This is a genomic window from Mycobacterium sp. OAE908 (assembly GCF_017872775.1).
In the GTDB taxonomy this organism is placed as follows: Bacteria; Actinomycetota; Actinomycetes; order Mycobacteriales; family Mycobacteriaceae; genus Mycobacterium.
Genome location: NZ_JAGGJL010000002.1, coordinates 1,272,170 through 1,286,444 on the forward strand (window position 1 = coordinate 1,272,170; position 14,275 = coordinate 1,286,444).

General features: G+C 65.6%; 13 protein-coding genes. 11 read left to right on the plus strand and 2 right to left on the minus strand.

Going from position 1 to position 14,275, the window contains the following annotated elements; translation table 11 throughout:
- Nucleotides 1–8 precede the first annotated feature (8 nt).
- The gene (locus tag J3E61_RS31400) at nucleotides 9–1,604 is read left to right on the plus strand and encodes a regulator (RefSeq protein ID WP_210086541.1); all 1,596 of its coding nucleotides are present in this window, start codon (nucleotides 9–11) and stop codon (nucleotides 1,602–1,604) included.
- On the opposite strand, the gene J3E61_RS31405 is transcribed toward J3E61_RS31400, so the two are convergent.
- Nucleotides 1,605–2,225, minus strand: coding sequence for a TRIC cation channel family protein (locus J3E61_RS31405; RefSeq protein WP_210086542.1), 621 nt, complete (start codon nucleotides 2,223–2,225; stop codon nucleotides 1,605–1,607). It lies immediately after the preceding gene.
- Nucleotides 2,226–2,258: 33 nt separating this feature from the next.
- Here J3E61_RS31405 and J3E61_RS31410 point away from each other — a divergent pair, with 33 nt between their 5' ends.
- The 6 genes from J3E61_RS31410 to J3E61_RS31435 all read left to right on the plus strand — a co-directional run bounded on the left by J3E61_RS31410 (nucleotide 2,259) and on the right by J3E61_RS31435 (nucleotide 7,722).
- Entirely contained in the window at nucleotides 2,259–2,606 is a 348-nt protein-coding gene (locus J3E61_RS31410) for a DoxX family protein (RefSeq protein WP_210086543.1), read from the plus strand.
- Nucleotides 2,607–2,696: 90 nt separating this feature from the next.
- Nucleotides 2,697–3,287, plus strand: a complete 591-nt coding sequence (locus J3E61_RS31415) for a TetR family transcriptional regulator (RefSeq protein WP_192722691.1) — start codon at nucleotides 2,697–2,699, stop codon at nucleotides 3,285–3,287.
- A complete protein-coding gene (locus J3E61_RS31420; RefSeq protein WP_192722690.1) occupies nucleotides 3,280–4,341 on the plus strand; it encodes a hypothetical protein in 1,062 nt (353 codons plus the stop codon). Before J3E61_RS31415 ends, J3E61_RS31420 begins: the two co-directional genes overlap by 8 nt.
- Complete coding sequence (locus J3E61_RS31425) at nucleotides 4,277–5,950, plus strand: tetratricopeptide repeat protein (RefSeq protein WP_210086544.1); 1,674 nt, start codon at nucleotides 4,277–4,279, stop codon at nucleotides 5,948–5,950. Before J3E61_RS31420 ends, J3E61_RS31425 begins: the two co-directional genes overlap by 65 nt.
- An 18-nt stretch (nucleotides 5,951–5,968) precedes the next feature.
- Nucleotides 5,969–6,448 (plus strand): nucleoside deaminase, encoded by a 480-nt coding sequence (locus J3E61_RS31430; protein ID WP_192722688.1) that lies wholly within the window; start codon nucleotides 5,969–5,971, stop codon nucleotides 6,446–6,448.
- The gene (locus J3E61_RS31435; protein WP_210086545.1) at nucleotides 6,445–7,722 is read left to right on the plus strand and encodes a DUF3459 domain-containing protein; all 1,278 of its coding nucleotides are present in this window, start codon (nucleotides 6,445–6,447) and stop codon (nucleotides 7,720–7,722) included. The genes J3E61_RS31430 and J3E61_RS31435 overlap by 4 nt, the downstream gene beginning before the upstream one ends.
- On the opposite strand, the gene J3E61_RS31440 is transcribed toward J3E61_RS31435, so the two are convergent.
- Nucleotides 7,706–8,158, minus strand: a complete 453-nt coding sequence (locus tag J3E61_RS31440; protein WP_210086766.1) for a DUF1810 domain-containing protein — start codon at nucleotides 8,156–8,158, stop codon at nucleotides 7,706–7,708. The two genes, J3E61_RS31435 and J3E61_RS31440, sit on opposite strands and share 17 nt — an antisense overlap.
- 56 nt (nucleotides 8,159–8,214) lie before the next feature.
- Between J3E61_RS31440 and J3E61_RS31445 the strand changes: the two genes are divergently transcribed.
- The 4 genes from J3E61_RS31445 (at nucleotide 8,215) to J3E61_RS31460 (ending at nucleotide 14,245) form a co-directional block, all read left to right on the plus strand.
- Nucleotides 8,215–10,401 (plus strand): HAMP domain-containing protein, encoded by a 2,187-nt coding sequence (locus J3E61_RS31445; protein ID WP_210086546.1) that lies wholly within the window; start codon nucleotides 8,215–8,217, stop codon nucleotides 10,399–10,401.
- A complete protein-coding gene (locus J3E61_RS31450) occupies nucleotides 10,398–11,792 on the plus strand; it encodes a mechanosensitive ion channel (protein WP_192722685.1) in 1,395 nt (464 codons plus the stop codon). The genes J3E61_RS31445 and J3E61_RS31450 overlap by 4 nt, the downstream gene beginning before the upstream one ends.
- 10 nt (nucleotides 11,793–11,802) lie before the next feature.
- Nucleotides 11,803–13,059, plus strand: a complete 1,257-nt coding sequence (locus J3E61_RS31455) for an alpha-hydroxy-acid oxidizing protein (RefSeq protein WP_210086547.1) — start codon at nucleotides 11,803–11,805, stop codon at nucleotides 13,057–13,059.
- A gap of 190 nt (nucleotides 13,060–13,249) precedes the next feature.
- Complete coding sequence (locus tag J3E61_RS31460; protein ID WP_192722683.1) at nucleotides 13,250–14,245, plus strand: esterase family protein; 996 nt, start codon at nucleotides 13,250–13,252, stop codon at nucleotides 14,243–14,245.
- The last annotated feature ends 30 nt before the right edge of the window (nucleotides 14,246–14,275 follow it).

The window sequence follows — 14,275 nt, forward strand, 5'->3', positions numbered from 1 at the left end:
GACTCTCAATGACGACCGACGTCACGAAGCCAGCCGCCGACCCGCCGGTCGATCCGCCACGAACGTCGTTGCCCGCGTGGACCCGCGGCGACACCAACGCGTTCTTCGGGCTCGGGTTCAACATTCTGGTCAACGTCCTGACGCTGACCGGTCTGATGATCGGCGTCGTGTCGGTGCCCGCAGGCGACGTCCTCGGCACCGTGTTGCCCGCTCTCGGGGTGGCGTTGATCCTCGGCAACTTGTATTACACGTTTCTGGCGCGCCGGCTGGCCCGTCGGGAGAACCGCGACGACGTGACCGCACTGCCGTACGGCCCAAGCGTGCCGCACATGTTCATCGTGGTGTTCGTCGTGATGCTGCCGGTGTACCTCAACACAAAAGACCCGATTCAAGCGTGGTCTGCCGGGCTGGCGTGGGCCTTCATGATCGGTGTGATCGTGATGATCGGCGCGTTCGTCGGCCCCTACATCCGAGCGCTCACCCCGCGCGCGGCGATGCTCGGGACGCTGGCCGGAATTTCGATCACATTCATCTCGATGCGTCCCGCAGCGCAGATGTGGGAGGCGGCGTGGATCGGCCTGCCCGTGATGGCCATCATCTTGGTCGGCTTCTTCACCGACGTGAAGCTGCCGTTCGGTATCCCGGTCGGACTTGCCGCTTTGCTCGTCGGCACCACGATCGGCTGGATCGGCGGCTACATGTCGGCACCCGATGTGGGAAAGGCGATCTCCGACATCGCGATCGGCATTCCGGATCTGCGGCTGGATCTGCTGTTCCACGGCCTTTCGAATTTGGCGCCCCTGCTGGGCACCGCGATTCCGCTGGGCGTCTACAACTTCACCGAGGCGATGAGCAACGTGGAGAGCGCCGCCGCCGCGGGCGACAACTTCAACCTGCGCAGCGTGCTGCTCGCCGATGGGGCGGGCGCGGTGATCGGCTCGGCGTTCGGATCGCCGTTTCCGCCAGCCGTCTACATCGGCCACCCGGGCTGGAAGGACGCAGGCGGGCGCGCCAACTATTCACTTGCCAGCGGCGTGGTGATCGGAATCCTCTGTTTCCTAGGGCTTTTCGGGGTGCTCGACAGCCTGCTGCCGGTGCCTGCAATCGTGCCGATCCTGCTCTACATCGGGCTGTTGATCGGCGCCCAGGCCTTTCAGGCCGTGCCGCGATTGCACGCCGTGGCTGTCGTCGCGGCGCTGCTGCCCAACCTCGCCCAGTGGGCCAGCGGACTCATCGACAACGCGTTGAATGCGGCGGGCACCTCTGCGCCCAAGGTCGGCGTCGACGCGCTGAACAAGGCCGGTGTCGTGTATGAGGGGCTGCAGACACTCGGCGAGGGCGCCATCCTCGTCGGCCTTGTCCTCGGCACCATGGTGGCCTTCATTCTGGAAAAGAAGTTCGTCTATGCCGCGATCGCGTCGTTCGTCGGCGCGGTGTTGTCCTTCGTCGGTCTCATTCACGCGCCCGAGGTGGCGTGGGCGGCCAACCCGCAAGTCGCGCTGGGCTACGTGTCCTTCGGAATCGTCTGTGTCGCTTACTCATTCCTGCCCGGCGCCAAGGAGCCGGTGGTAGTCGACGAGGCGGACGTCGCCGCCGGCCACTGACTAGGCATCCGGCATGATCAACTCGCGTGGGCCGGTCGGGAGCCGCCAGTGGAACGCCAATGCAGCGAGGCGCAGTAGCGTCGCAAGCGCGCTGCCGACTGCAACACCCACCCACTGCGGCCCGAAATAGTCGATCGTCACGTAGGTTACGGCGCCGAGCAACGCGGGCAGCGCGTACAGATCGTCAGGACCCATGACATAGGGAACCTCGCGAGCGATCACATCGCGCAGCATGCCGCCCGCGATGGCCGTGAGCATGCCAATGATGGCCGCCGCGAACCAACTGGCGCCCGCGTCGACCGCGATGGCCGCACCCGAGGTGGCGAAGAAGCCCATCCCGATCGCATCAAGGACCAACACCGCGGTGTTCATCCGCAACACGAGATGGGCGAACGGCGTTGCGACCGCGACGGCGAGCAGTGCGACTGTGATGTTGGGCCAGTGCTGAATTGAATACGGCGGTCTGTCGAGCAGCAGATCGCGCAGCACGCCCCCGCCTACGCCGGTGAGCACCCCCAGCGTTGCGATGCCGAACAGGTCGAAGCCCTTACGAACACCCACAGTGGCACCTGACGCCGCGAACACCGCAATGCCTACGTAGTTGAGGATTATCTGGAGCACGCGAAGAACGCTAGTCAGTTACTCTGCTCGAAGATGGACACCGCCACCGTTGTCGTGACGATCCTGCTCGCCGTGCTCTTCACATTCGCCGCGAGCATCAAACTGCTCGGTGTCCCCCAGTCGCTGGCCATCCGCGACCACCTCGGCGTCAAACCGCTGCAATGGCGGCTGATCGGGGTGTGCGAACTGGCAGGCGTGGCCGGCGCGCTCGTCGGTCTGCTCTGGGCCCCGATCGGGATCGCCGCCGCGATCGGCCTTGCGCTGTTGTCGATCGGGGCCATCGCGTTTCATCTGCGGGCCTCCGATGGCGTCAAGGACACGTCGGCCGCCGTGATCGGGCTCGCACTCGCGGTCGCCACCGCCGTACTGCACACGCTCTGAAGTAGCGGCCGTCACACCTGATCAAACAGGTGTCTTAGATTACCTAAACTTTCGTAGTCAGCTGTCTACGAAGTCGCTTACGCTGCTCGTATGGCCGCACGAGCGCACAGCATCGATCCCCGCGCAGAACGGGTCCGCACCCGCCTGCGTGAGGCAGCGTTTGCGTTGGCGCACGAGCGGCCGGTCGACGAGCTGACCGTCGGCGACATCGTCGCCCGCGCTCAGGTCAGCAGGCAGGTCTTCTACCAACACTTCACCGATCGCGACGACGCGATCTCGACCGCATTCACTGTCGCGTTCGCCGCGGCGACCGCAGACATTCACGGTGACGCCCGCGCCCGTATTCTGCGGCTGTTCGACTTCGCCTCCGAGCACCGGTCCATGTACCGCAACATCGTGCCCAGCGCGGTGACGCAACGGGTGGTGACGGCGTTCCGCGCCGAACTGCAGCCCGCGTGCGTCCAGATCGCGACAAACGGCATGCCGGTGGTCTCACCGATCGCCAGCCTCACCCCGGAATCGGTCAGCCGATTTCTGGTCGGCGGGTTCATGGAGGTGCTGCGGGCGTGGATGGAAGACCCCGACTCGACCGACCTGAGCGGCCGCGCCAGTGCGGCGCTCGACACCGTCAACGCCCTACTCGGCCTCACCACTTCTTCGAAAGGTCCCCAGAATGGCTAAGCATCAGGCCCCCGAGCGGCACCCGGTGCGCGATCGCGCCGCTGTGCGCACCGTGGCACTCGCTATGGTCGGGCTCACGCTCTTCGTGCTCGCCATGATTGCGAGCTATTCCGGCGCGTTCGCCAAACCGACGTTGCACCACATGTCCGTCGCTGTCGCGGGCCCACAGCAACTCGTGGACGGCATCCGCGGCCAGGACACGCTGTCGGTCACCCAAGTCGGCGACGTAGCGGCCGCGCGCCAGCAGGTCTACGAGCGCAAGACCGACGCCGCGTACGCGGTCGCCGCGCCCGGTGAGTTGAAGATCTACGTCGCGGGCGGCGGCGGCAAGAGCGTTGCCACCGCAGCAGAGACCGTCGGCCGGAGCATCGCCGCCAAGGCAGGTCTGAACCCGTCGGTTGAGGACGTCGCGCCGGCATCGGCCGGTGACCCGTCCGGAACGGTCGAGTTCTACGCGATCATCTTCATCTCGATCGGCGCGTCCGTCGGGGCCACGGTGTTGGGTCGCCTGATGGGCACCGTGCGCACACCGCTGACGCTGGCGCTGCGGACCGCGACGCTGGCCGGGTTCTCGGCGCTGCTGGCGGGCGCGGTGACCGTTTACGTCGACGTGATTCTTGGTGCGCTGACCGGGCACACCTGGCAGGTGTTCGGTGCGTTGTGGTTGTATGCGATGGCAGTCGGCGGGGCAATCACGGGTGTGGCGGCCGCGTTCGGGTCGGTCGCGTCGATGGCGCTGACGGCCTTCCTGGTCGTGATCGGCAACGCCGCGGCCGCTGGTCCGGTGGGCCGCCCGCTGCTGTCGGGCTTCTATTCGACGTTCACCACGATCGTGCCGCAGGGCTCCGGGGTTTCGCTGCTGCGCAGCGTCTCCTACTTCGGCGGCAACGGCGCGCAGGCGCCGCTTGTGACGCTGGCGATCTGGGGTGCGGCGGGCTGCGTGCTCGCTATCGCCGCGACCGCCTCGCGGGTGAATTATCGTGCGACCCATGACCATCTCGCTGTCCGCGACCGAGCCGTATTACGACCTGGGGTCCTATCACCGGCCGACTGATACGCCCTCGCCGCAGGCCCAGATCTGGTTCGACCGCGGGATGGTCTGGGCCTACGCGTTCAACCACGAAGAGGCGATCCGCTGCTTCGACCGCGCTCTTGAACTCGATCCCGATCTGTCGATCGCGCGCTGGGGCATCGCCTACTCGATCGGGCCGAATTACAACAAGGCGTGGGAGGCGTTCGACCCCGTCGATCTGTCCGTGTCGCTGGCGCGGGCGCGGATGGAACTCGGCCTTGCCGGCAAAGGACGCGCATCCGCCGTCGAACATGCTCTGATCGAGGCGCTGCTGGCCCGCTTTCCTACCGACGATCCCGACGACACAGAAGCGCTACAGGCCGGGCACGCCGCGTACGCCGACGCGATGGTCGCGCTCGGTGCGGCCTACCCCGACGACATCGACGTGCAGGCGCTGACGGCCGACGCGCTGGTCAACATCACCGCATGGGCGTTGTGGGACACCAGAACCGGCGCGCCCGCACCGGGCTCACGGGTGGCTGAGGCCAAGCGGATACTCGATGGCGCGCTGGCAACAGCGGCGGGCCGCGAGCACCCCGGGGTCCTGCACCTGTATCTGCACACGATGGAGATGTCGGGCACCCCGCAGGACGCCTTGCCCGCGGCCGATCTGCTGCGCGGTCTGGTCCCGGACGCGGGTCACCTGGAGCACATGCCCAGCCATATCGACGTGCTGTGCGGCAATTACCGCGACTCGGTCGTGGCGAATCTGTCTGCGGTGCAGGCCGATCGGCAGTTCGTCGAGCGCGAGGGACCGCTGAACTTTTACTCGCTGTACCGTGCGCACAACCTGCACTTCATCGTCTACTCCGCGATGTTCGAAGGCAACTCGAGGGCGGCGTTCGAGGCGGCCGACGAACTCGCAGCACAGCTCACGCCTGACCTGCTGGCCATCGAGTCGCCGCCGATGGCCGACTGGCTGGAGGCGTTCGTGCCGTTGCGGATTCACGTGCTGGTGCGCTTCGGTCGGTGGGACGAGTTGATCGCGCAACCTCTTCCCGACGATGTCCAGTTGTACTGCACCACCGCCGCGACCATCCACTACGGCCGTGGCGTCGCACACGCCGCCAAAGGCCAACTGCCGCAGGCACATGCCGAGCGACAGGCCTTCGGAGAGGCGTATACCCGCATCCCCGACAGCCGCTACCTGTTCAACAACACCGCGCGAGACATCCTGGCGATCGCTGCCGAGATGCTCGACGGCGAGATCGCCTACCGCGAGCAACGGTTTGATGAAGCATTTCAACATCTAAGGCGGGCAATCGAACTCGACGATTCGTTGCCCTACGACGAACCTTGGGGCTGGATGCAACCGACGCGCCACGCATACGGCGCCCTGCTGCTGGAGCAGGGCCACGTCGAGCAGGCCGCACAGGTGTACGCCGCAGATCTGGGACTCGACCCCACGCTGGCGCGGCCATGTCAACACCCTGGCAACGTGTGGAGCCTGCACGGCTATCACGAATGCTTGCAACGGCTGGGCCGTACCGATGAGGCGGCGATCATCGGTCAACAACTCGACCTGCTGAAGGCGCGCGCCGACGTCCCGATCGCGGCGTCATGCGCGTGCCGACTCGAGGTCTGTCACTGACTGCGTAAACTGCGGCCTGTGGCGATCAGCGACGACGACCTCGAACGGCTGCGCCACTGCGTGGAACTCGCGCAGGTGGCGCTGGACGACGGTGACGAGCCGTTCGGCTCGATCCTGGTCGACGGTGACGGTGCCGTCCGTTTCGAGGACCGCAACCGCGTCAAGGACGGCGACCAGACCCGCCACCCCGAATTCGCGATCGCGCAGTGGGCCGTCGACAACCTGACGCCTGACGAACGCGCCGTCGCCACTGTTTACACCTCCGGTGAACACTGTCCGATGTGCGCGGCCGGCCACGCGTGGGTCGGGTTGGGCCGCATCGTCTACGCCACCTCGTCGGAGCAGCTGACCCAATGGCGCACCGAATGGGGTGCACCACCGTCACCCGTCGCGCCGCTGCCGATCAACGCCGTCGCGCCCAGGGTGCCAGTCGACGGGCCCGCACCCGAACTCGCCGAGACCATGAAAGCCCTCTACGAGGCGAAGTTCCGGGCATGACAGAACCGGCTTGGGTCGAGCACGCGATCTGGTGGCAGGTCTATCCGCTGGGCTTCGTCGGCGCCTATCCGGCCGATCCGCCGCCTGCCGCCGACGAACACCGGATGCGCCGCATCGCCGACTGGTTCGACCACGCCATCGCGCTCGGCGCGTCGGGCGTCGCTCTCGGTCCCGTTTTCGCGTCTCGCACGCACGGCTACGACACCACCGACCACTACCGCATCGACGCACGCCTTGGCGACGACTCCGATTTCGACCACCTGATCGCCGAGGCCCGCAGCCGCGGGCTGCGGGTGCTGCTCGACGGGGTGTTCAACCACGTCGCCGCCGATTTCGCGCACACCGAGTGGTTTCGCAAGCGCGGCAACAGCTTTGACACCTTCGAGGGCCACGGCGAGCTGATCGCGCTCGACCACGACAACCCAGACGTCATCGACTACACCGTCGACGTGATGACGCACTGGTTGCGCCGCGGCGCCGACGGGTGGCGCCTGGATGCCGCCTACGCGGTATCTGACCGGTTCTGGGCCGCCGTCCTCCCCCGGGTCCGCGCGCAGTTTCCCGACGCGTGGTTCGTCGGAGAGGTCATCCACGGGGATTACGTCGCGCGGGTGCGGAACTCCGGCTTCGATTCCGTGACCCAATACGAGCTGTGGAAGGCGATCTGGAGCAGCCTCAACGACGGCAACTTCCACGAACTCGACTGGGCACTGGTGCGCCACAACGAGTTTCTCGACGATTTCGTGCCGTTGACATTCGTGGGCAACCACGACGTCACCCGGATCGCCAGCCGGCTGGACGACACCCGCCACCTCGAACACGCGCTGGTGCTCCTGTTGACGACAGGGGGTACGCCGAGCGTGTACGCCGGGGACGAGGCGGCGTACCGCGGGGTCAAGGAGGAACGGTTCGGCGGCGACGACGCCGTGCGGCCCGAATTCACCGCTCCCCTAGCGGGTGTCGACGAACACGGCCACGCCATCTATCGGTTGCACCAGTACCTGATCGGGTTGCGTCGCCGCCATCCGTGGCTGCACACCGCACGAACGACGAAGCTGCAGCTGACCAATCGGCAATTCGCCTACGCGACCCGTAACGGCGCCGACGTGCTGGTGGTGGCTCTCAACATCGACGACGCGCCGATGCGGGTGTCACTTGGCGAGCTCGGCTTCGGGCAGGGTCGGCTTGTGGCGGGGTCGGGCGCGCCGCCGCAGGAGGTCGTCACCGAGCATGTGATCGAGCCGCACGGCTGGCTGATCATCGCGCCGTGTTGAGCAGTTCCACGGTGGCCGGATCCTCTTCGCCGCCGTAGAACTTGTCGAGCACCGCCCGAAAACCGGCCTCGGTTCCGGGCTCGTCGGATGCACGCGCGAACAGCGTCATCGACGACCGCACCTTCAGGTTGTCGGGCCAGCCGAATATTTCGTCGACGGAGCGGCCGTCGATCGCCGCGACCAACTCCGTGCACTCGCGCAGTCGGGCTCCCAGCACAGGGTGTGCCAGATACGCCCGCGCCTCGTCGAGCGTGGAAATGCCGTAGTGCTGCGCGGTGGGGCTGCGACCAAGGCCTCGCAGCTGCGGAAACACGAACCAGATCCAATGACTGCGCTTGGCGCCGGCGCGCAATTCGGCGAGCACCGTGTCATAGATTCGCTGCTGCGCGTCGACAAAGCGATGCAGATCGAACGGATCTGCACCAGTCGCGGACAACGATTTGCCTACAGTCACTTCATCGTCAAGTTTTGCAAGCTAATGTTCGGGATTCAATGACGACTACCACCGACACGGAATCCTCGGTCGAACCAGAGCCGGAGCCCGCGCCTGCGGCCAAGCCGCGAAGCTGGCGTCGCCGCGCCCTGTCCCGGATCAGCATCCAGTCCAAGCTGCTGGTGATGCTGTTGCTGACCAGTGTCGTGTGCGCTGCCGTGGTCGGCGCCATCGGGTTTCACTCCGGGCGGACCTCATTGCGGGCATCGGCGTTCGACCGGCTGACCGAGATCAGGGAATCGCAGGCGCGCCAACTCGAGGCCAAGTTCAACGACCTCGAGGACTCTCTTGTCATCTACACCAGGGGCGCGACGACGACCGAGGCCATCGAGGGGTTCACCGCGGCCTTCGACCAATTGAACAGTGCGACCGTTACCCCGCCCCAATGGCAGTCGGTCGTCGACTACTACCGCAACCAATTCGCGAAGACCGAAGAGGCGCAGACCGGTAATCAAGTCGACATCAACGGATTGTTACCGACCTCGAATGCGGAGAAATATCTACAGGCCAATTACACGACGCGTTTCACGGACTGGAACCAGTCGATACGTCTCGAAGACGCGGGCGACGGCAGCGCGTGGTCGGCCGCCAATGCGCGGTTCAACGACTTCTTCCGAGAGATCGTGCTGCGCTTCGAGTTCGAGGACGCGCTGCTGCTGGACACCCGCGGAAACGTGGTCTACAGCGCCTACAAGGGTGTCGATCTCGGCACCAACATCCTCAACGGCCCGTACCGCGAGAACGAGCTGAGTGACGCCTACTCGAAGGCGCTGGCCTCCCACGCCGTGGACTACGTCGGGATCACCGATTTCGGCGACTACCAGCCCGCCGATGAGCCCACCGCGTGGATGGTGTCGCCGGTCGGCCCGCCGGGCCGGGCGGAAGGCGTTCTGGCGCTGCAGTTCCCGATATCGAAGATCAACGCATTGATGACGGTGAACGGTAAGTGGGAAGCCGCCGGAATGGGCAAGACCGGCGAGACCTACCTGGTGGGACCGGATGACCTGATGCGGTCCGACTCGCGGCTGTTCCTGGAGAACCCCGATCAGTTCAAACGTGATGTGATCAACGCGGGCACCCCGCCCGACGTGGCACAGGAGTCGATCCGTCAGCATGGCACCACCCTCGTGCAGCCGGTGAAGAACGAGGCAACCCGGCTGGCGCAGCGTGGGCAGCGCGGCACCCTGATCGAGGACGACTATCTCGGGCACCGGACACTGCAGGCCTACGCGCCGGTCGACCTGCGCGGGCTGCACTGGTCGATGATCGCGAAGATCGACTCGACCGAGGCCTTTGAGCCGGTGTTCACGTTTACCCGCACTCTCGTAATCTCAACGGCGGTAATCATTTTCGTGGTCTGTCTGGCCGCGATGTTGCTGGCGCGGCTGTTCGTCAGGCCGATCCGGCGGCTCGAAGCCGGTGCTCAGCAGATCAGCGCAGGCGACTACAACGTCACGCTGCCGGTCAAATCACGCGACGAGTTCGGCGACCTGACCGTCGCGTTCAACGACATGAGCCGCAACCTGGCGATCAAGGAAGAGTTGCTCGCCGAGCAGCGACGCGAGAACGACCGCCTCCTGCGCTCGCTGATGCCCGAGCAGGTTGTGCAGCGCTACCGCGAGGGCGAAGAGACGATTGCACAAGATCATCAGAACGTGACTGTGATCTTCGCCGATATCGTCGGTTTGGACGAGCTGGCCGCCGAGCTGAGTTCCGAAGAGCTGCTGACGATCGTGAATCGGCTGACTCGCCAATTCGATGCTGCTGCAGAGAATCTGGGCGTCGAACAGGTTCGGACCCTGCACAATGGCTACCTCGCCAGCTGCGGTTTGAGTACGCCGCGCCTTGACAATGTGCGGCGCACAGTCGACTTCGCGATCGAGATGCACCGCACCATCGACCGTTTCAACGCCGAGACCGGAAACGACCTGAAGTTGCGGGCAGGCATCGACACCGGCACCGTGACGAGTGGTCTCGTCGGCCGCTCCACGCTCGCGTACGACATGTGGGGGTCTGCGGTCAACCTGGCGTATCAGGTGCAGAGCGGATCGCCGCAGGGTGGCGTCTACGTCACCTCGAGGGTCTACGACGCGATGCGCGACACCCGCACGTTCACCTCAGCGGGCGAGATCACCGTCGACGGCGAGGCAGAGCCGATCTGGCGATTGGCGGAGCGTCAGCCGTGACACTGGCGGCACCATGGTTCTACTGGGCGATCGGCGTCGCGATCGCCTTCCCCGTCTGCCTGGTGCTGCTCACAGAACTCCAGAACGCGCTGCGGCGTCGCGGCAGTTTTCTCGCGCGGCCCGTGCATTTGGTGCGCAATTACCTGCTCCCCCTCGGCGCGCTGCTGGTCCTGCTAGTCGGGGCGATGGAGATTTCCGGCGAGACGACGCCGGTCCGTGTGGTGGCGACGGTATTCGGCTTCGTGGTCCTCGTGCTGCTCCTCTCGGGCACCAACGCGACGCTGTTTCAGGGTGCACCGGAAGGCTCGTGGCGCAAGCGGATTCCGTCGATCTTCCTCGACGTGGCGCGGTTCGCGCTGATCGCCATCGGTGTCGGGCTGATGCTGGCCTACATCTGGGGCGCCCACATCGGTGGCTTGTTCACCGCGCTCGGTGTGTCGTCGATCGTGCTCGGCCTCACGTTGCAGAACTCCGTCGGGCAGATCATCTCGGGTCTGCTGGTGCTATTCGAGCAACCGTTTCAATTGGGCGACTGGATCGAAACCCCGACCGCACGCGGCCGGGTGGTCGAAGTCAACTGGCGGGCAACGCATATCGACACCGGCAGCGGGCTGCTGATCATGCCGAACTCGGTACTCGCGGCGGCATCGTTCACCAACTTCAGCCGACCGCCCGGCACCCACTCGCTGGTCGTCACCACGCAGTTCGGCTTCGACGACGCGCCCGACGACATCTGCGCGATGCTGACCCGCGTGGCGTCGGCGTTGCCGCAGCTGCGACCTGACTCGACGCCGGTCAGCCGGCCGGCAGGAGGAATGGAATACCGCACGGTGATCCCGCTGCGGTCACCGGCCGACGACATCGTCACGCGGGCGACGTTCCTGCGCTGGGTCTGGTACGCATCGCGTCGCGCAGGTCTGCATCTCGACGAGGCGGAAGATGAGTTCGAAACCCGCGACCGGCTGGAGGCGTCGATAAAAATCATCTCGCCGACCCTGCGACTGACGCAGGCAGAGCAAGAGGAATTGCTCCCCCGTGCCCGCCTAACCAGGTACGCGACGGACGAGTACGTTCAGGTCGCCGGTCAGGTGCCAAAGCGGATGACGTTCATCGTCAACGGCCACGTCCAGCTCGCCATCACCGATGACGAGGGCGCCGTCATACCCGTGCGTACCCTCGAGGAGGGTGACTTCCTCGGCAGCACGACACTCACCAGGGAGCCCGCCGCCACCACCGCCTACGCACTCGACGAGGTGACCGTTTTGCAGATCGACCGCGAATACGTCGAAGAACTAGTTGGCCGAAAGCCGCTGTTACTCCAGGACATCGGCCGCACCATCGAACAACGGCGTGCCAGCATCCAGCGGGCGTTGGCCGCCACGGACGACTAGGGACCGCGTCATGAAGCGACGCGTGCCAAGACCGGGTGAGCTTGCCCCGCTGATCGGCTTCAGGCGACCCCAGCTCGATGTGACGAAGCGCCGACTGCAATCTGCACTGACCATCGAGGACCTGCGCCGAATCGCCAAGCGTCGCACACCGAAGGCCGCGTTCGACTACACCGACGGCGCCGCCGAAGACGAGCTGTCACTGGCCCGCGCCCGGCAGGCGTTCCGCGACATCGAGTTCCACCCGTCGATTCTGCGAAACGTCGAGAAGGTCGACACCGGCCGCACGGTGCTCGGTGATCACGTCGCGTTGCCGTTCGGGATAGCGCCGACGGGCTTCACCCGGCTGATGCAGACCGAGGGCGAGATCGCAGGCGCCCACGCCGCGGCCCGCGCCGGGATTCCGTTTTCTCTCTCGACACTCGGCACCTGTTCCATCGAAGACGTCAAGGCGGCAAACCCGCACGGGCGCAACTGGTTTCAGCTCTACATGTGGAAGGACCGCGATCGGTCGATGGCTTTGGTCGAGCGCGCGGCCGCGGCTGGCTTCGACACGCTGCTGGTGACGGTCGACGTTCCGGTAGCGGGCGCGCGGCTGCGGGACACCCGAAACGGCATGTCCATTCCTCCGACTCTGACGATGCGGACAATCCTTGACGCGGTGCCGCGGCCACGCTGGTGGTTCGACCTGCTGACCACCGAACCGCTGTCGTTCGCGTCGCTGGACCGCTGGCCCGGAACCGTCGCGCAGTACCTGGACACCATGTTCGACCCGACGGTGACGTTCGAGGATCTGGCGTGGATCAAGGCGCAATGGCCGAACAAGCTGGTGGTCAAGGGAATTCAGACCCTGGCCGACGCCCGCGCTGTCGTCGACCTCGGTGTCGACGGCGTGTTGCTGTCCAATCACGGCGGTCGCCAACTCGACCGCGCGCCGGTCCCGTTCCACCTGCTGCCTGCCGTCGCCCGGGAGCTCGGACGCGACACGGAGATTTTGCTGGACACCGGGATCATGGCGGGCGCGGACATCGTCGCGGCGATCGCGCTCGGCGCGCGGTTCACGCTCGTCGGGCGGGCCTATCTGTACGGGTTGATGGCAGGCGGTGAGGCAGGCGTCGACCGGGCCGTCGAAATCCTCTCCGCGCAGGTCATCCGCACGATGCGGCTGCTCGGTGTGACGTCGCTCGACGAGCTGACGCCGCACCACGTGACACAGCTGTACCGGATGGGGCGCGCCGCGCCAAGCGCCGACGGCGAGTCACAGCTGTAACTCTGTTCTCACAGGTCACACACCAAATCGGCTGTTCTCGAGTCCGCGCCGAGTCGGAATCGTTAGCCAACCGCGACTTCACAACACGGTGTCGCGCCACCACTCACGCGGCCTCGGCCTGTTTCATTACGCAGGAAAGCGACGGCAATTGCTTTTGTGACACGTAATGAAAGGTGGGTTGGTTGCCGTTATGAAGTTAATTGAGAGGTTTCGGACCAAGTGGTCGCGCCGACTGGCGGTGGGTGCCGTTGCGGCGGCGATCCTGCCCGGACTGATCGGCTTCGTCGGGGGTTCGGCGACTGCCAATGCGTTCTCACGACCGGGTCTGCCCGTCGAATATCTGGATGTGTTCTCGGCTGCGATGAACCGCAACATCCGCGTCCAATTCCAGGGTGGCGGAACGCATGCGGTGTATCTGCTCGACGGTCTGCGCGCCCAGGACGACTACAACGGCTGGGACATCAACACCCCGGCGTTCGAGTGGTACAACGGTTCCGGTCTGTCGCTCGTGATGCCGGTGGGCGGCCAGTCCAGCTTCTATACGGACTGGTATCAGCCGTCGCGGGGCAACGGTCAGGACTACACCTACAAGTGGGAGACGTTCCTGACCCAGGAGCTCCCGGCGTGGCTGGAGGCCAACAAGGGTGTTTCGCAGAACGGCAACGCGGTGGTCGGCATCTCGATGGCCGGCAGCACGGCGCTGACGTACTCGATCTACTACCCGCAGAAGTTCATCTACGCCGCATCGCTGTCGGGCTTCCTGAACCCCTCCGAGGGATGGTGGCCGATGCTGATCGGGCTGGCGATGAACGACGCCGGTGGCTACAACGCCGAGAGCATGTGGGGTCCGTCGTCCGACCCGGCGTGGAAGCGCAACGACCCGATGGTCAACATGGCCCAGCTGGTCGCCAACAACACCAGGATCTGGATCTACTGCGGCACCGGCACCCCGTCGGATCTCGACTCGGGTAGCTCATCGGAGAACCTGATGGCCGCGCAGTTCCTCGAAGGATTCACGTTGCGGACCAACGTCACGTTCCGGGACAACTACGTCGCGGCCGGTGGCAGCAACGGGGTGTTCAACTTCCCGTCGCAGGGCACGCACACCTGGGCCTACTGGGGCCAGCAGGTGCAGCAGATGCTGCCGGACATCCAGCGGGTGCTGGGGGCGCAAGCGTCCGCGTAACGACCACCCACAACCAGGGAGCCTGCCGTC

Coding starts and splice junctions, on each gene's coding strand:
- J3E61_RS31400 (WP_210086541.1), top strand. CDS start 9: ATGACGACCGACGTCACGAAGCCAGCCGCCGACCCGCCGGTCGATCCG.
- J3E61_RS31410 (WP_210086543.1), top strand. CDS start 2,259: ATGGACACCGCCACCGTTGTCGTGACGATCCTGCTCGCCGTGCTCTTC.
- J3E61_RS31415 (WP_192722691.1), top strand. CDS start 2,697: ATGGCCGCACGAGCGCACAGCATCGATCCCCGCGCAGAACGGGTCCGC.
- J3E61_RS31420 (WP_192722690.1), top strand. CDS start 3,280: ATGGCTAAGCATCAGGCCCCCGAGCGGCACCCGGTGCGCGATCGCGCC.
- J3E61_RS31425 (WP_210086544.1), top strand. CDS start 4,277: ATGACCATCTCGCTGTCCGCGACCGAGCCGTATTACGACCTGGGGTCC.
- J3E61_RS31435 (WP_210086545.1), top strand. CDS start 6,445: ATGACAGAACCGGCTTGGGTCGAGCACGCGATCTGGTGGCAGGTCTAT.
- J3E61_RS31445 (WP_210086546.1), top strand. CDS start 8,215: ATGACGACTACCACCGACACGGAATCCTCGGTCGAACCAGAGCCGGAG.
- J3E61_RS31455 (WP_210086547.1), top strand. CDS start 11,803: ATGAAGCGACGCGTGCCAAGACCGGGTGAGCTTGCCCCGCTGATCGGC.
- J3E61_RS31460 (WP_192722683.1), top strand. CDS start 13,250: ATGAAGTTAATTGAGAGGTTTCGGACCAAGTGGTCGCGCCGACTGGCG.